General features: G+C 69.6%; 10 protein-coding genes. 4 read left to right on the top strand and 6 right to left on the bottom strand.

Annotated features, from left to right (window positions below; translation table 11 throughout):
- Positions 1 to 692: 692 nt before the first annotated feature.
- Positions 693 to 3,296: an Rne/Rng family ribonuclease gene (locus ACFOWB_RS16355; protein WP_378148323.1), complete on the top strand. Its 2,604-nt coding sequence runs from the start codon at positions 693 to 695 to the stop codon at positions 3,294 to 3,296.
- Between the two features lie 521 nt (positions 3,297 to 3,817).
- On the opposite strand, the gene secG is transcribed toward ACFOWB_RS16355, so the two are convergent.
- Both secG and tpiA read right to left on the bottom strand, forming a co-directional pair.
- Positions 3,818 to 4,525 (bottom strand): preprotein translocase subunit SecG, encoded by a 708-nt coding sequence (gene secG, locus ACFOWB_RS16350; protein WP_378148321.1) that lies wholly within the window; start codon positions 4,523 to 4,525, stop codon positions 3,818 to 3,820.
- A gap of 151 nt (positions 4,526 to 4,676) precedes the next feature.
- Positions 4,677 to 5,435, bottom strand: a complete 759-nt coding sequence (tpiA, locus tag ACFOWB_RS16345) for a triose-phosphate isomerase (protein WP_378148318.1) — start codon at positions 5,433 to 5,435, stop codon at positions 4,677 to 4,679.
- A 240-nt stretch (positions 5,436 to 5,675) separates the two neighbouring features.
- On the opposite strand from tpiA, the gene ACFOWB_RS16340 reads away from it, so the two are divergent.
- Positions 5,676 to 7,568, top strand: coding sequence for a SurA N-terminal domain-containing protein (locus ACFOWB_RS16340; RefSeq protein WP_378148316.1), 1,893 nt, complete (start codon positions 5,676 to 5,678; stop codon positions 7,566 to 7,568).
- A 146-nt stretch (positions 7,569 to 7,714) separates the two neighbouring features.
- Positions 7,715 to 9,232: an anthranilate synthase component I gene (gene trpE, locus ACFOWB_RS16335; RefSeq protein WP_378148314.1), complete on the top strand. Its 1,518-nt coding sequence runs from the start codon at positions 7,715 to 7,717 to the stop codon at positions 9,230 to 9,232.
- A gap of 87 nt (positions 9,233 to 9,319) precedes the next feature.
- Here trpE and ACFOWB_RS16330 read toward each other — a convergent pair whose 3' ends face one another.
- The 4 genes from ACFOWB_RS16330 to ACFOWB_RS16315 all read right to left on the bottom strand — a co-directional run bounded on the left by ACFOWB_RS16330 (position 9,320) and on the right by ACFOWB_RS16315 (position 14,454).
- Entirely contained in the window at positions 9,320 to 9,595 is a 276-nt protein-coding gene (locus tag ACFOWB_RS16330) for a glycine zipper domain-containing protein (RefSeq protein ID WP_261403214.1), read from the bottom strand.
- A gap of 104 nt (positions 9,596 to 9,699) precedes the next feature.
- On the bottom strand, positions 9,700 to 10,383 hold the full coding sequence (locus tag ACFOWB_RS16325) for a ceramidase (RefSeq protein WP_261403213.1): 684 nt from the start codon (positions 10,381 to 10,383) through the stop codon (positions 9,700 to 9,702).
- Between the two features lie 20 nt (positions 10,384 to 10,403).
- On the bottom strand, positions 10,404 to 11,999 hold the full coding sequence (locus ACFOWB_RS16320) for an EAL domain-containing protein (protein WP_378148311.1): 1,596 nt from the start codon (positions 11,997 to 11,999) through the stop codon (positions 10,404 to 10,406).
- Between the two features lie 142 nt (positions 12,000 to 12,141).
- The gene (locus tag ACFOWB_RS16315) at positions 12,142 to 14,454 is read right to left on the bottom strand and encodes an NADP-dependent malic enzyme (protein WP_378148309.1); all 2,313 of its coding nucleotides are present in this window, start codon (positions 14,452 to 14,454) and stop codon (positions 12,142 to 12,144) included.
- A 226-nt stretch (positions 14,455 to 14,680) separates the two neighbouring features.
- Here ACFOWB_RS16315 and ACFOWB_RS16310 point away from each other — a divergent pair, with 226 nt between their 5' ends.
- The gene (locus ACFOWB_RS16310; RefSeq protein WP_378148307.1) at positions 14,681 to 16,666 is read left to right on the top strand and encodes a hypothetical protein; all 1,986 of its coding nucleotides are present in this window, start codon (positions 14,681 to 14,683) and stop codon (positions 16,664 to 16,666) included.
- Positions 16,667 to 16,775: the final 109 nt, after the last annotated feature.

The following is a 16,775-nucleotide window of genomic DNA, read 5'->3' as shown; positions in this document are numbered from 1 at the left end:
TACTCGTTGTTAAGCCTGCACGGTTAACGGTTGTTAAACCCTCATGGTCCGCGACAGGACACCTGTGGCGCCTGGCCCACAAATAAAGCCGCCTCGTCTTGGACTTTGGGGCGAGCCAAAGCTTCGCGCGCTTGTCAAACTTGCCTCTTCTCGGCTAGAGAACGAAAGCTCACGTCGAGGCGAAGCGAGTCTCCCCCATCGAGATTCGCCCCGCGCTCGTGGTCTTGGACGCGACGTCTGAGGCGCTTTTGCCCGCAACTCTTGCGGGCGTTCCGCGCATCAGACTCATCGGCGGCGCGACGGACCGATCCCGCAGCCGCGACCCGCGGCGCGGATCGACCCAAGCGTCACACCCGCCCTCGACCCGACGGATCGACGTCGAGCCGCCGACGGCGCCGTCGTCGGCCGTTTTTGACGTTCCGCCAGGACGCGTTCGGACCAAACCCGGCCGTCCTGCCAGATAGCGAGGCCTCACCGGGAATGCGCACGGCGCTCATCGCCGATTTCGCTTCGTCCGGGACCTCGATCCGCCGGCGCCGCCGGCGTTCGCCTTCGGAACGCGCCGCCTTCGCCGCGCGCTTCCCATGCCCCCTTTCAACCACAGTCGGGCGCCGTTCGCGCGAGATTTGCGCGCCGCCCTCGCCGTCCAAGACGGCGGGCGGGCCGCCCGGCCGCACAGCCGAGTCAGTCACATGGCCAACAAAATGCTCATCGACGCCACGCACGCGGAAGAGACCCGCGTCGTGGTGGTGCGAGGCTCCAAGGTCGAGGAATTCGATTTTGAGAGCGCCAACCGTCGCCAGCTTCGCGGGAACATCTATCTCGCCAAGGTGATGCGGGTGGAGCCGTCGCTTCAGGCGGCTTTCGTGGAATATGGCGGCAACCGCCACGGCTTCCTCGCCTTCAGCGAGATCCATCCGGACTACTACCAGATCCCGGTCGCCGACCGGCAGGCGCTTCTCGCCGAAGAAGAGACCGAAGCCGCCGAGGACCATGACGAGGAGCCGGCGGAAAAGCCCGCGAGCGGCCGCCGTCGCCGCGGACGCGCGCGGCCGAAGGCGTCGCCGTCCGGCGACTCCACCAGCGAAGCCGCCCCTGACGAGGACGGCGTTCCCGAACTCGAGCCGGCCGAGGCCGCCGAGGCGGACGCAGCCGTCGCCGAGCATGTCGAGGAACAGGCCGCCAAGGTCGAGGCGAAGGACGTCTCCGACGACGAGGACGGCCATGACGACGAGCACCACGAGGAGCATCCGGTCGAGTCGATCGGCGCCGGCGACGCGCTGGAGGAAGTCCCCGAGCGTCGTCCCCGCCGCCTGCGCTCCTACAAGATCCAGGAAGTCATCAAGCGCCGGCAGATCCTGCTGGTGCAGGTCGTCAAGGAAGAGCGCGGCACCAAGGGCGCGGCGCTGACGACCTATCTGTCGCTCGCCGGCCGCTACTCCGTGCTGATGCCCAACACCGCGCGCGGCGGCGGCATCTCGCGCAAGATCACGAGCGCGCAGGACCGCAAGCGCCTGAAGGAGGTCGCGAGCGACCTCGACGTGCCGGACGGGATGGGCGTCATCCTCCGCACCGCGGGCGCGACGCGCACCAAGCCGGAGATCAAGCGCGACTTCGAATATCTGATGCGCCTCTGGGAGACGGTGCGCGACCTCACGCTGAAGTCCAGCGCGCCCTCGCTCGTCTATGAGGAAGGCTCGCTGATCAAGCGCTCGATCCGCGACCTCTACAATAAGGACATCGACGAGGTTCTGGTCTCCGGCGACAACGGCTATCGCGAGGCCAAGGACTTCATGCGGATGCTCATGCCGAGCAACGCCAAGATCGTCCAGCCCTACCGCGACAGCCATCCGCTCTATTCGAAGATGGGCGTCGAGACCCAGCTCGACGCGATGTTCTCGAACGTCGTGACGATGAAGTCCGGCGGCTACATCGTCATCAACCAGACCGAGGCGCTCGTCGCGATCGACGTGAACTCGGGCCGTTCGACGCGCGAGCACAACATCGAGGACACCGCGCTCCGCACGAACATGGAGGCGGCCGAGGAGGTCGCGCGCCAGCTTCGCCTGCGCGACCTCGCTGGCCTCATCGTCATCGACTTCATCGACATGGAAGAGTCGCGCAACAACCGCGCGGTCGAGAAGAAGCTCAAGGACTGCCTCAAGAACGACCGCGCCCGCATCCAGCTCGGCCGGATCTCGCATTTCGGCCTGATGGAGATGTCGCGCCAGCGCATCCGCACCGGCGTGCTGGAGAGCTCGAGCGAAGTCTGCCCGCATTGCAACGGCGTCGGCTCGGTGCGCGCTGTGCCTTCCGTGGCGCTTCACGTGCTGCGCATGGTCGAGGACACGTTGCGCAAGGACGCCTCGCGCAACCTGTTCGTGAAGACCCGCGCCGAGGTCGCGCTCTATCTCCTCAACCAGAAGCGCGCGCACATCCGCGAGATCGAGGGCCGCTTCGGCGTGTCGATCTCGTTCGGCGCCGAAGGTCATCTTCCGGCCGGTCAGCATCTCGTCATCGAGCGCACCGATCCGGCGACCGGCGAGGTCCGCGCGCCCGTCACCCAGGTTCGCATCGACTCGATCGAGCCGGACGAGGTCGTGGAGGAGGTCGAGGTCGAGGCCTCCGAGGAGGTTGAAGCCGAGGCCGAGAAGCCGTCCGGCGAAGATCGCGGCGACGGCTCCGGGTCTTCCGGCCGTCGACGCCGCAGGCGTCGGCGCCGCGGCGGTCGCGGCGGCAATGGCGGAGAGAACGGCCAGGCCTCGTCCGACGCCGACGAAGACGGCTCGGACGACGAGGACGAAACGTCGGCCGAGCAGGCTGAGGGCGAGACGGTCGTAAGCGACGTCGCGGCGAGCGATGTGGCTGACGGCGAGCCTGCTCCGGTCGAGGCGGCCGCTCCCGAAGGCGACGGCGCGCCGGCTGAAGCCGAAGCGGCGGCCGAAGACGACGACGCGACTTCGAAGCCCCGCCGCCGGGGCCGTCGCGGCGGCCGCAGGAGCCGTGGCGCGGCCGCGGCCGAGGCCGGCGAGGAGGACGCGACTGTCGTCGAGACCGCCGCTCCGGTCGAGACCGTGACCGAGGACTCGCCGGCTATCGCGGAAGCGGCGGCGGCGCCGAGCGAGGATCCCGCGCCCGAAGACGCGACGCCGCCGGCCGCCGAGCCCGTCGCGGAGGCTCAGGAGCCGGAGCCGGAAGCGCCTGCCGCGCCGCGTTCGACGCCGCCTCAGCCCGAGGCCGAGATCGATCCGAGCCGTCCCCGCCGCACCGGCTGGTGGAGCAAGCGCGCCGGCTGACGGACGCTCAGGACGAAGCTCTCAAAGCGGCGGGACCAAAAGTCCCGCCGCTTTTTCTGTTCGAAAGCTTCAGTCCTTCGCGGGACCGAGCCGAGATCCGCCACAGCACTCGGCCCGCAAACAGCGGTCGAGCGGGGCGCGTCTCCCCTCGCGCGGCCGTCAGGCCCGCTCGAAGCGCGAGCATCCGCGACTGCAACGTTCCGCGCCCGCTTTGAACGACGGCCGCCATGGCCCGGCTCCACCGGGACCATCCGCGCTTCGTGGCCAGCTCGACGCCAAGCGAGAAGTCCTGAAGTCTGGCAGGAAGACAGCGGAGAAGGGCGCCCTCCCCCGGCTTGCGCTGTTCAGAACCTTCCACCGCCGAGATGGCGTCGGCGACCGGCGAGAACCGCAGAACGAGGACGATCATGGCGTAAGGCCGCGACGGCGCCTGGAGCGGGACCATCGGACAGCCATCGCCCCGCGCAAAAAGAAAAGGCCCGGATCGCTCCGGGCCTTTTCCGTTGAACTGCGGCTTTCGCTTACTGGGCGCCGGAGGGCGCGGCCGGAGCGGCGTTGGGCGCGGCGCCGGGCGTCTGGCCGGCGTCCGGCGAGGTCGGCTGGGCGGGGGCCTGCTTGACCTCCTCCTGGGCCTTGGCGGCGTTCGGATCGGAGACCTGCGGCGCGACCGGGGTCGCGTCCTGGGGCATCGGAGCCGTCTGCGCGCCGCCGGGGACCTGCCGGTCGCCATCGGTCGGCGGGCTGTTCACGTCGCCGCCCGGGACGGGAGCGGCGGGCGCGGCCGGCGCGGGAGCCGACGGGGCCGCGGCGCCGCCCATCGGGGGCGTCGGCTCGCCGGAGGACGGCGGTGCGAATTCGGGCTGCGGGGGCGAGCCCGCGCCGCCGGCCGGCTTGAGGGCCGGCAGGATGCCGCCCTGGCCCGTTCCGAGCGGCGCCTGCGGGCCGCTTGGCGCGGTGGCGGGCCGCGGCTGAGCGGCGCTCGGCTGGAGGCGGTCGAAGGCCGACCCGCCGCCATAGCCGGCGATGATGGTCAGCGCGATACTGGTCGCGAAGAAGCCGGCGGCCAGATAGGCGGTGAGCCGCGACAGCGGATTGGAGGCGCTGCGGCCGGCCATGAAGCCGCCGCCGCCGCCGATGCCGAGCGCGCCGCCTTCCGACTTCTGGAGAAGCACCACCACCACGAGCGCGAGCACGATCATGAGGTGGATGACGATGAGAACGGTCTGCATGTCGCGTTGCGCTTTACTGCCGGCTTCGACGGAGCGGCGCCTCGCGGCGACGCATCGACCCAGGATATGGGGCTAAGCGGGCCCTCTTACACGCCCGCGCGCCTCGCCGCTACCTTTGGCGTGCGGTCATTTCGGGGCGCCCGCAGGAGGATCAGGCGAGCGCGGCCTTGGCGATGGCGAGGAAATCGTCGGCCTTGAGGCTCGCTCCGCCGACAAGCGCGCCGTCGACGTCGGCGGCCGCCAGAAGCTCGGCCGCATTGCCGGGCTTCACCGAGCCGCCATAGAGCACGCGGATCGCGCCGCCCTTCTCGCCGAAACGTCCGACCAGCGCCGAGCGGATGAAGCCGTGCATCTCGGCGACCTCGGCCGTGGTCGGCGTGAGGCCCGTGCCGATCGCCCAGACGGGCTCGTAGGCCACGACCGTGTCGGCCGCGCTCGCGTCGTCGGGAATCGAGCCGGCGAGCTGCCGGCCGACGACGGCGTTCGCCTCGCCCGACTCGCGCTCGGCCCGGGTCTCGCCGACGCAGATCACGGCCGTGAGCTTGGCGCGCCGCGCGGCCTCCGCCTTGGCGCGGACGGCCGCGTCGGTCTCGCCGTAATCCTGGCGACGCTCGGAATGACCGACAATCACCGCGCCGCCGCCGGCGTCCGCGATCATCTCGGCCGAGACGTCGCCGGTATGCGCGCCCGACGCATTGGCGTGGCAATCCTGCGCGCCGACCGTGACGCCGGCGCCCCGGCTCGCGCTGGCGAAGCTCGTCAGCAGGGTGAAGGGCGGAAACACCATCAGGTCGACGCTGTTTTTCATGGCGCCCTGATAGGCGCCCACGACGCGCACGAATTCGGGCGCCGAGGCCGCGAGCCCGTTCATTTTCCAATTGCCCGCGATCAGCTTCTTGCGCGCCGCCATCCGGTTCTCCCGTCGAGACCGCCCGGTCTTCGCGCCGGGCCGGCCGCGACGTAGCAGACCCGCGGCCTTGCGCACAACAGAGCCGGGCTCCGCGGACGCCGCCGGCGCCGAACGCTTGCAAATTCCTCCCGCTCTTGCGATTTGCCCGCGTCAGGCGAGCCCGTCTAAGGTCCCGCTCTTCAAATCGCTTCCGCGTCCTTATGGATCAGGAGGCCTCGAACGCGAATATGTGACCCGCAGATGCTCCAGACTCTCCGCAGCGGCGCCGCCGGATGGGTGGCCAAGATCTTCCTCCTGCTGCTCGTGCTGAGCTTCGCGGTGTGGGGGATCGAGGACATTTTCCGCATCGGCGGGTCATCGAAGAACGCCGCCACGGTGGGCGACCGGACGATCTCGATCGAGGACTATCGGCAGGCCTACATGAACGAGCTGCGCCGCATCAGCCAGCAGGCGCGGCGAGAGATCACGCCCGAGCAGGCGCGGATGGCGGGGATCGGCGAGAAGGTGCTGGGCGATCTCGTCAACGAGGCGGCGATCGACGAGAAGCTGAAGGCCCTCAAGCTCTCGGTCTCCGACGATCAGGTCGTGCGCGAGATCCAGCAGGACGACATGTTCCAGGGGCCGACGGGCTCCTTCGATCGCTCGACGTTCCAGGCGATTCTCAGCCAGAACAACCTGACCGAGAACCGCTATCTCGAGCTGCAGCGCCAATACACCGTGCGCCGCCAGATGACGGACGCGCTGATGTCCAACGTCGAGGCCCCCGAGGTCTTCCGGCGCGCGATCCACGCCTACAACACCGACAGCCGCTCCATCAGCTTCGTATCGCTCAAGCCCGAGGCCGCCTCCGCGGTGCCCGCGCCGACCGCCGACCAGCTCAAGGCGTTCTACGACGAGCGCAAGGCGAGCTTCGCGGCTCCGGAGTTCCGCAAGGTCGCGGTTCTGGCGCTCGACCCGAAGGCCATCGGCGAGACGCTGCAGATCCCGGAGGCGGAGCTCAAGGCCTATTTCGACGGCAACCAGCCGCGTTACGCCGACATGGAGAAGCGCTCGATCGAACAGATCACCTTCCCCACCATGGACGCCGCAAAGAAGGCGTCCGACGAGATCAAGGGCGGCAAGCTGTTCGAGCAGATCATGGCCGAGCAGAACCTGAAGCCGCAGGACATCTTTCTCGGCGACATGACCAAGGCGCAGATGTTCGACCAGAAGATCGCCGACGTCGCTTTCTCTCTTCCTCAGGGGCAGGTGAGCGAGCCGGTCCAGGGGTCCTACGCCAACGTTCTGCTCAGGATCACCGGGATCCAGCAGCAGCAGCTGAAGCGCTTCGAGGACGTTCGCGAGGACATCCGCCGCGTCATGGCGGAGGAGCGCGCCAAGCGCGACGTGCTCGCCCAGCACGACAAGATCGACGAGGCGCGGCTTGGCGGCGCGACGCTCGAGGAGGCGGCGAAGACCGGCGGCCTGACGGTGCGCGAGCTTGCGGCGGTCGACAGCGAAGGCAACGGCCCCGACGGCAAGCCGCTCGCCCAGATTCCGCTTCAGCGTCAGGTCCTCGAGACCGCTTTCCGCACCGACCAGGGCGACGTCGCCGGCACCATCCAGGACGGCGACGCCTATGCCTGGATCGACGTGCGCGGCGTGACGCCGCCGCGCGAGCGCCCCTTCGACGAGGTGAAGACGCTCGTCGAAAGCCGCTGGCGCCAGGAAGAGGCCGAGAAGCGGCTCGACGCCCGCGCCAAGGGCGCGCTCGAGGAGCTGAAGAAGGGCAAGGCGCTCGATCAGGTCGCGTCCGGCCTGAAAACCAGCGTCGAGCAGGCGGAGACGACCCGCCTCGGCGGCGCGCCCTCGATCACGGCGGCCCAGGCGAAGGCGATCTTCCAGACGCCGGTCGAGCAGTTCGGCCAGACGCCGAGCGACGAACAGGGCGGCAGGCTCGTCTACAAGGTCACCGCCGACAACGATCGGCCGTTCGACCCCGGCCAGCCCGACGATTCGGGCCAGATCGAGAAGATCTCGCAAAGCATCGGCAGCGACGTGGTCACCTCGCTCGTCCGCCAGCTGCGCGACCAGCTCGGCGCCAGGCTCGATCCGGCGGCCATCGCCCAGGTGACCGGCCGTCAGGCAGGCTGACGCCGCGGCCGTTTTGCCGTAAGCAACGCGGCGGCCGCGACCTCGGCGGCCGCGGTCTCCCTCGGCGAGGGACGCCCATCGCGCCTCGCAATCTTGCCCTCATGGGCGAGACGGCGGCGAGCCTCCACGCGAACCGAACGACTCCCATGCTGATCTCGCCCGCGCTCGAAGACTTCGCGCCGACTTACGCCTCGGGCCGACCGCAGCTCGTCTCGACGACGCTCGTCAGCGATCTTGAAACGCCCGTGGCGGCCTATCTGAAGCTTGCGGAGGGGCGCTCGGAGGCGTTCCTGTTCGAGTCGGTCGAGGGCGGGGCCACGCGCGGCCGCTATTCGATCATCGGGCTGAAGCCGGACCTGCTCTGGCGCTCCCAGGGCGGCCGCGCCGAGATCAACCGCCGCGCCGCGCAGGACCGCGAGGCGTTCGAACCCTGCGCTGGACGTCCGCTCGACGAACTGCGGCTTCTGCTCGCCGAATCGCGCATCGAGACGCCGGAGGGCCTGCCCCCGATGGCCGCCGGCGTTTTCGGCTATCTCGGCTACGACATGGTGCGCGAGATGGAGGAGCTCCCCTCCCCCAATCCGGACGCCCTGCGCGTGCCGGACGCGATCCTGATGCGGCCGACGGTCATCGTCGTCTTCGACGCGGTGAAGGACGAGATCACGCTCGTGACCCCGGCCCGGCCCGAGGCCGGCGTTTCGGCCGAGATCGCGCATGCGCGCGCGGTCGACAGGCTGACCGAGATCGTCGACGGGCTCGACCGCAGCGTGCCCAAGGAGCCGGCCGCCGAGCCTCGCGGCCTCGACGGCTACGACATGGTCTCGAACACGCCGGCGGGCGATTACGAGGCGATGGTGATGCGCGCCAAGGAATACATCGCCGCCGGCGACATCTTCCAGGTGGTGCTGTCGCAGCGCTTCGAGGCGCCGTTCGACCTGCCGGCCTTCGCGCTCTATCGCGCGCTTCGCCGCACCAATCCGGCGCCGTTTCTCATCCATCTCGACTTCGGCGGCTTCCAGATCGTCGGCTCGAGCCCCGAGATTCTCGTCCGCGCCCGAGACGGCAAGGTCACGATCCGGCCGATCGCCGGCACGCGGCCGCGCGGCGCGACGCCCGCGGAGGATCGCGCGCTCGGCCAGGAGCTGCTTTCGGACCCCAAGGAGCGCGCAGAGCACCTGATGCTGCTCGACCTCGGGCGCAACGACGTCGGCCGGGTCTCGGAGATCGGGTCGGTGACGGTCACCGACCAATTCTTCCTCGAGCGCTACAGCCACGTGATGCACATCGTGTCGAACGTGGAAGGCAGGCTCTCGGCCGAGCATGATTCGCTCGCAGCCCTCGTCGCGGGCTTTCCGGCCGGCACCGTGTCGGGCGCGCCGAAGGTCCGCGCGATGGAGATCATCGACGAGCTCGAGCGCGACAAGCGAGGCGTCTACGCCGGCTGCGTCGGCTATTTCGGTTCGAACGGCGAGATGGACACCTGCATCGTGCTCCGCACCGCGGTGGTGAAGGACGGCCGAATCTTCGTGCAGGCGGGCGCCGGCATCGTGGCGGACTCCAACCCGGCCTCCGAGCAGCAGGAATGCGTCAACAAGGCCAAGGCCCTGTTCCGCGCCGCCGAAGAGGCGCGCCGCTTCGCAAGCGCCGGACGGCGCGGCCAGTAGCCGGCGTCTTTCGAGTTAACCCCGAAAACGAAACGGGCGCTCCGAAGAGCGCCCGTCGAGGCAATCACGCCCGGTTCCGCGACGAGATCAGTCGCAGGGGACGCGGTAACGCTCGCCGTAGCGGTTGCGGGCGTAGCAGCGCGGACCGCGGGTCTGCGAACCGATGATCGCGCCGGTGCCTGCGCCGAGCGCGCCGCCCACAAGGGCGCCGCCGGCCTTGCCGGTGACAGCGCCGCCGATGGCGGCGCCGGCCGCGGTGCCGATAAGGGCGCCGCTGAGAGTGCGTTCGTTGCGGGTCTCGCCGCAGGCCGCAAGGCCAAGCGCGAGCGCCGAGACCGCGATGAGTGAGCCGACTTTCTTCATGGGCGTGAAGCTCCGTTCTACTGACGAGCCGAATTTAGGCGGGTCGACCCGAACGGCCACCCTGTCCAAACAAACTCGTGACCCCCGATGCGACCAAGCGCTCCCTATTGCAGCGGCGGATTTGGCCGGATTCGCGGCGGACGGCGCCCCAGGATCGCCATCAGCGTAAACAGCACCGCCGCGTTGAGGATGTGCCAGAGCGGATGCGCGCCCGTCGGCGCAGCCTCGCAGACGACGCCGTCGAGGGTGCGAAACGTCAGCGACATGGCGAAAAGCGCCGCCACCGCCATCAGCGCGCGGCCGTCGGAGGGCCCTGGAGCGGGTCTGGCGAGGAGCGCCGCGCCAACCCCGAGGAGGCCGAGCAGCCCGCCCACATAGCCTCCAAGGCCGCGCCAGAGCCCATCGCGGGGCAGAAGGCTGGGCGCGGTCGCCGCCGCCGCCATGAACAGGCCCGTGGCGCAGATCGCCGCCAGCGGTCCGAGCCCGAAGAACCGCCGCATGGCGAAGAAGAAATAGAGCGCGATGAACGCCTGGATGGGGATCACGTCCGCGAGCAGCGCCCAGCGCGTCGCGAAAGTGTGAAACAGGAAGCTTCCGACGCCGATCGCGAGCGTCGTCGCGGCGAGCAGCTCCACCGCCCGGTCGCCGCGCCAGCGCACGAGCGCGACGGCGCCGGCCATGATGAAGGCGGCGTTGGTGACGGCGTTGACGGGCTCGGCCCAGAACGTCGGATCGAAGCCGCGCTCGCAATAGACGCCCAGAACCTTGGCGCCTGCGCCGTCGCTCATCGTGACCCCTTCCGAAGCGTTCAGGCCCCAGCGGCGCGGATCGCCCCGACATAGCGGCCGGCCGGAGCCCGCTTCGCCCGGCGCTCGATCGGCGCCATGGCCTCGACGAGCAGCTTGAAGGAAGAAGCCGGCAGCGGCGGCGCGAACACGTAGCCCTGGGCCATCCGCACGCCCTTGCCCCTCAGATACTCGACCTGCTCGATCGTCTCGACGCCCTCGGCGATAAGGTCGAGGTTCATGTCCTCGGCGAGCTTCACCATGCTGTCGACGATCGCGACCGAGTAGCGGTCGGTGCCGATCGCGTCGACGAACATCTTGTCCATCTTCATCACGTCGACGCCTAGCTTGAGCAGATAGGACAGACCGCCATGGCCTGTCCCGACGTCGTCGAGCGCGACGCGCGCGCCGAGCGCCTGCAGCTTCGCGATCACGAGGCGGGCGCGCGGAATGTCCTGCAGCGGCTGGCGCTCGGTCACCTCGAACATCAGCTGCGTCATGCGGATCTGCGAGCCCTCGAAGATGCGCTCGACGTCGTCCACGATGGCGACGTCGTCGAAGTGGCCGGCGAACAGGTTGAAGCCGAGCTTGAGCTGGCTGCGCTCGCCGTAGAGTTCGCCGAGGTCGTCGCGCGCGGCCTCCATGAGGGCCAGCGTCATCGGGAAGATCTCGCCGCTCGCCTCGGCGAGCGAAATGAACCGCCCCGGCGGCACAAGCTTGCCGTCCGGCTTGATCCAGCGCACCAGCACCTCGCATCCCGCAAGCCGCCCGGACACGATGTCGATCACCGGCTGGTAATAGGGCACGAACTCCCGGTTCCGGATCGCGTCGTGCATCTCGCGGACCGGTCCGCCGGAACGGCGGCCCACGATAAGGGCGATGGCCGCCGCCACCAGCGCCAGCACGAAGCCGCCGATGTTGGCGTAGAGGAACAAGGCGCCGTGGGCCTCCACAAGCGCGCGGCCCGGGGTCGCGACGTTGATGCGCATCGGATAGCGCTGCGACGCCGCCGTCGCCTTCACCGCGGGTAGGCGCGACCCGTCGGGCTTGGTGAGGCTCGGATCCGTGAGCTTGCGCGCGATCACCGCGCCGTCGACCATCACGGCCTCGGCCAGGAAGGCGGGCGTGAACTCGCTCTTGAGGAAGTAGGGAAAGACGTCTTCGCTCGGGATCAGGATCCGGAAGCCGTAGCCGTCGTCGCCCCGCCATTGCAGGCGGATCATCTGCTGCGAGGACGCGGCGCCGATCGAGACGACCGACAAGGCCACGTCCGCGTCGAGCGCGCCGTGCTCCGGCGACACCTGGGTGACGACGCGCGGCTCTCCCTGAGCGGCGCAGATGGCCGCTCCGGTCGGGTCGACGACCGCGACTTCAGACCCCGCCCCCACCCTCGCGGACGCCGCCGAAAGCGCCGCCCGGCTCGCGGGACTGCAATCGTGGGCGTTCTCCATGCCGAGGCCGATGAGGGCGGTCGCGGCGTCGTCGAGGCGGGAGGTGGTGATCCTCAGCACCTCGTTCGCGACGCCGTCGATCTCTCGTTGCGCGGTCGTGCCCAGGTTGAACGCGAGCAGAGCGTTCAACGCGATGACCGGCGCGACGACGATCGGCGCGGCCGTCAACAACGTCCGCTTGAGGGAATATCCGCCGTCCTGCGCCAAGGCCGCACCGAATCCTGGAGGGCTCCCGGCAGCCCTCCGTCGTCGGCATGGTGGGACGACAGGCTTAATGTCGCCCTAAGGCCGGCCCTGCGAACGCGGCGGGTCAGCCCTGCGCGGCGGCGCTTTGCTGGGCCGCGTCGACCACGGCGACGGCCGTCATGTTCACGACGCCGCGCGCGGTGACCGACGGCGTCAGAATGTGCGCAGGCTTCGCCGGGCCGACGATGATCGGCCCGACCGGCAGCGCGTCCGCGAGCGTCTTGATCAGCTGCGTCGCGATGTTGGCGGCGTCGAGGTTCGGGAAGACGAGCAGATTGGCCTCGCCCGTCAGGCTCGACGTCGGAAGCAGCCTCTCCCGCAGGGCCGGCGTCAGGGCGACGTCGCCCATCATTTCGCCGTCGACCTCGAGCGACGGCGCCGTCTGCCGGAGGATCGCCAGCGCTTCGCGCATCTTCACCGCGGACGGGGTGTCGTCGGAGCCGAAGTTCGAGTGCGAGAGCAGCGCGACCTTGGGCGTCAGCCCGAAGCGTTCGACGCTTCGCGCGCCGAGGATCGCGCATTCGGCGATGCTCTGCGCGTCCGGATCGGGCGTGACGTAGGTGTCGGTCAGGAAGTAGGCGCCGCGGCCGCTGATGAGCAGCGACAGCGTCGAGTAGTCGGGCGCGTCGGAAGCCAGGCCGATGACCTGGTCGATGTAGCGCAGGTTGTTGTGGAACCGGCCCTCCAGCCCGCAGATCATCGCGTCGGCGTCGCCGCGCTGGACGGCGAGCGCGGCGATCACGGTGGTGTTGGTGCGCACCACCGTGCGGGCGCGGTCCGGCGTCACGCCCTTGCGGCCGGCGCGCTCGAGATAGAGCGCGACGTAGTCGCGATAGCGCTTGTCGTCTTCCGGATTGACGATCTCGACGTCCGTTCCGGGCTTGAAGGTGAGGCCGTAGCGGCGGGCGCGCACGTCGATGACGTGCGGGCGGCCGATGAGCACCGGAACGGCGATGCCCTCCTCGAGCGCGACCTGCGCGGCGCGGAGAGCCCGCTCGTCCTCGCCGTCGGCGTAGATGACGCGCTTGGGAGTGGCGCGGGCCGCGGTGAACACCGGCTTCATCACGAAGCCGGAGCGGAACACGAAGCGGTTGAGCTGCTCCTCATAGGCGCGGAGATCCGCGATCGGGCGCTTGGCGACGCCGCTCTCCATCGCGGCGCGCGCCACCGCCGGCGCGATGCGCAGGATGAGGCGGGGATCGAACGGGCTCGGGATCAGCGAGTCGGGTCCGAAGAGGCGCGTCTCGCCGCCATAGGCCTTCGAGACGACGTCGGACGAGGCCTCGCGGGCGAGCGCCGCGATGGCGCGCACCGCGGCGGCCTTCATCTGCTCGTTGATCTCGCTCGCGGAAACGTCGAGCGCGCCGCGGAAGATGTACGGGAAGCAGAGCACGTTGTTGACCTGGTTCGGGAAATCCGAACGGCCCGTGCAGATCATCGCGCCCGGCTTCGCCTTGCGCGCCTCGTCCGGCATGATCTCGGGCGTCGGATTGGCGAGCGCGAGGATCATCGGCTTGTCGGCCATCGACGCGACCATTTCGGGCTTCAGCACGCCGCCGGCCGACAGGCCGAGGAACACGTCCGCGCCGCCGATCACCTCGCCGAGCGTGCGCGCGTCGGTCTTCTGGGCGTAGATGCTTTTCCAGCGGTCCATCAGGGACTCGCGGCCCTCGTAGACGACGCCCTCGATGTCCGTGACCCAGATGTTCTCGCGCTTGGCGCCGAGCGTCACGAGGAGGTTGAGGCAGGCGAGCGCCGCGGCGCCCGCGCCCGAGGTCACGATCTTGACCGACGAGAGCGGCTTGCCGGCGAGCTCGAGGCCGTTGGTGATCGCGGCCGCGACGATGATCGCGGTGCCGTGCTGGTCGTCGTGGAAGACGGGAATGCCCATCCGCGCCTTGCAGGCTTCCTCGACCTCGAAGCACTCCGGCGCCTTGATGTCCTCGAGGTTGATGCCGCCGAAGGTCGGCTCGAGCGCGCACACGACCTCGATGAGCCGTTGGGCGTCGGTCTCGGCGACCTCGATGTCGAAGACGTCGATGCCGGCGAATTTCTTGAAGAGCACCGCCTTGCCCTCCATCACCGGCTTGCCCGCTAGCGCGCCGATGTTGCCGAGGCCGAGAACGGCGGTGCCGTTGGTCAGGACCGCGACGAGGTTCTGGCGGATGGTGAGTTCGGCGGCCTGTTCGGGATCCTCGGCGATGGCGTCGCAGGCGGCCGCGACGCCGGGCGAATAGGCGAGCGCGAGATCGCGCTGGTTGCCGAGCGGCTTGGTGGCGGCGATCTCGATCTTGCCGGGCCGGGCGCCGGTGGCCGCGTTGCCGCGGTGATAGACGAGCGCTCCGGTGCGAAGGTCGTCCGACATCTTGCTGCCCATGCCGCCATCTCCCTATAAGCCCGGCCTTGTCGACGGAGGTCTCCGCCGCGTTTCTTCGCCTTCCTTTCGGAATGGCGCGAGGGCGGCGCGAGCGTCAAGCGCGAAGCGCCGCCCCAGCCCCGCGCAGGGCGCGACCCGGCCAAGCGTGGCAGAGACGGTCGCCGCGGGCGCCGGACCGCCTATTTCGGCGCGGACGCGGACAGGACAAGGGGGAAACGGGCCGAACATGAAGCGTGCGCTTGCGACCGCCGCCATCGTCATCGCCGTCGTCTGCGGCGCCGGCGCGCTGTTCGGCCCGATGCTCGCGCAGCGCTACGCCGAGGCGCAGGTGGACAAGGCGCTCAGCCGCATCCGTGTCCAGACGACCTCCGTCGCGGGACGCGGGGACGTGAGCCTCGACCTCGCCTCGCAAACGGTCGCGGTGCGGGATCTCTACGTCGAGAGCGCCAGGCGCGAGCAGCGCATCCAGATCAAGTCGCTCAAGATCGTCGGCGCCCAAGCGTCCGAAGGGCTTCTGACGGCCGATCGGGTCGTGTTCGACGACGTGACGATCCGGTCGGCCGGCGAGACGATCACGATCCCGCGGATCGACATCGAAAACTACTCCGGACCCGAACGCGGCCTGACCGCGACCCCCGGGATCGGCCGCAACGCCCGCACTCAGGCCGACCTCATCGCGATGGTGTCGCTCGAGCGCGCGACGGCGCCGCTCGTGACCTTCTCCGGCGACAGAAGCGAGATTCGCCGGACGCTTCGCAATCTCTCGGTCAATCGGGTCGTAAAGGGAGCGGTCGAGAGCGCGACCGTCGACGGCGTTTCGCTCGACATCCCCTACCTCGCGCCGGACAGCTCGCCCCAAACCTCGTCGCTTTCGGCGTCGGCCGGGCCCTTGGTCTATGAGGGCGTGAACCTGCCGACGCTCTGGCGCTTCTACGCCGGCGACGGGGCCGGCGACCGCCAGCCCTTCCTGAAATCCGGCGTGATCGTCAATGTCTCGGCGGTCGCGACGCTGCGGCCAGGCGGCGAGATCCGGGCGTCGTGGCGGCGCCTCAAGGTCGAAAACGTCGAGGTCCGCCCCCTCGCCTTCCCGGTGACGGCGATCGACGTCGTGATCTCAAAGCTGCGCGAGGGCGTCCCCACGACGCCGGCCGAGATCCGCGAGCAGCTGCTTTACGGGGCCGACGGGTTGAGGGCCGTGTCCTTCGACCGCGTTCGGATCGACGGCGCCAAGGTCGAAATCGCTCGAGACGGCGAGCTCCGCCGCGCGCTCGACGTCGGGGCCGCCGAGATCGGCCCCTATGCGGACGGACGGCTCGACATGGTCAAGCTCGAGGCGGCGCGGTTTGATCGGGAGGACGGCGTGCGTTTCGCCGTCGAGAAGGCCGAGGCGCATGGCTTCGAGGCCTCCGGAGTGCTCGACTACGCCGACAAGGTGGGCCGCGACGAGGTGCTGATGACGACGGCTCCGACCGCAGCGGAGCTCGTCCGGCACGCGCCGAGGCTCACAAGCGCCGAAGCCTCGGGGGTCGACGCCGCGGGGCCTGACGGCGAGGTGACGGCGCGCTCCGTACGCGTCGAGTTCAACGCGCCGCTGAACGTCGTGCCGCAGCATGTCGCCTTCGACCTCGACGACCTCGACGCCCGCCCGGCCGCGGGCTCGCGCGGCGCGGCCGCTCTGGAAACGATGCGGCTCGAAAGCCTGCGCGGCGGGCTGAGCTTTGCGCTGACGCTGGATCCCGGCGCCGAGACCCTCGCGCTCGACGCCTTCGACTACCGCTTCGCCGACCTCGGCGTCGTGAAAGCGAAGGGCGAGCTCGCCGCCTTCGACCCGATGCTGGCGGTCGCGAGCGGAACGGCCTTCGTCGACAAGTTTTCGGCGATCGAGGTCGGGACCTTCAGGATCAAGATCACCGACGGCGGCGCGGTCGAGACACTGATCCGCCGCGCCGCCGAGCAGGCCCATATGCCGGCCGAACTCTATCGCGAGCAGATCGCCCGCGACGCGCAGGAGACGATGATGCGGGTGTTCGGCCCGCCGGCCGAGAACTCCGCAGAGTCGGCCGCGCGCTTCATCCGCGACCCGCGCACGCTCGAGGTCACCGTCACGCCGCGCGCGAGCGTCGCGCACCTGCTCGAGCTGATCCGCGCCTTTGATCTTGGGCCCGCCGGAATCGCACAGGTGATCGACGTCGCCGCGCTCTACAAGCGCTGAGCGAGCGAACTCGTCGGCCAAGGCCGGGACGCATGGAGATGCGTGCTTCGAGACGCCCGCCGAAGGGCAGGCTCCTCAGCATGAGGCGCCTTTGCGCATGCCAGAACAC

Origin of the sequence: Chenggangzhangella methanolivorans (assembly GCF_042648545.1) — a bacterium.
Taxonomy (GTDB): domain Bacteria; phylum Pseudomonadota; class Alphaproteobacteria; order Rhizobiales; family Methylopilaceae; genus Methylopila; species Methylopila methanolivorans.
Note: the sequence above shows the minus strand (reverse complement) of the source record. Positions and strands in the feature narration are given on the sequence as shown.

Bases quoted from the DNA above. Each gene is read 5' to 3' on its own strand.
- ACFOWB_RS16355 (WP_378148323.1), top strand. From the start codon at position 693: ATGGCCAACAAAATGCTCATCGACGCCACGCACGCGGAAGAGACCCGC.
- secG (WP_378148321.1), bottom strand. From the start codon at position 4,525: ATGCAGACCGTTCTCATCGTCATCCACCTCATGATCGTGCTCGCGCTC.
- tpiA (WP_378148318.1), bottom strand. From the start codon at position 5,435: ATGGCGGCGCGCAAGAAGCTGATCGCGGGCAATTGGAAAATGAACGGG.
- ACFOWB_RS16340 (WP_378148316.1), top strand. From the start codon at position 5,676: ATGCTCCAGACTCTCCGCAGCGGCGCCGCCGGATGGGTGGCCAAGATC.
- trpE (WP_378148314.1), top strand. From the start codon at position 7,715: ATGCTGATCTCGCCCGCGCTCGAAGACTTCGCGCCGACTTACGCCTCG.
- ACFOWB_RS16330 (WP_261403214.1), bottom strand. From the start codon at position 9,595: ATGAAGAAAGTCGGCTCACTCATCGCGGTCTCGGCGCTCGCGCTTGGC.
- ACFOWB_RS16325 (WP_261403213.1), bottom strand. From the start codon at position 10,383: ATGAGCGACGGCGCAGGCGCCAAGGTTCTGGGCGTCTATTGCGAGCGC.
- ACFOWB_RS16315 (WP_378148309.1), bottom strand. From the start codon at position 14,454: ATGGGCAGCAAGATGTCGGACGACCTTCGCACCGGAGCGCTCGTCTAT.
- ACFOWB_RS16310 (WP_378148307.1), top strand. From the start codon at position 14,681: ATGAAGCGTGCGCTTGCGACCGCCGCCATCGTCATCGCCGTCGTCTGC.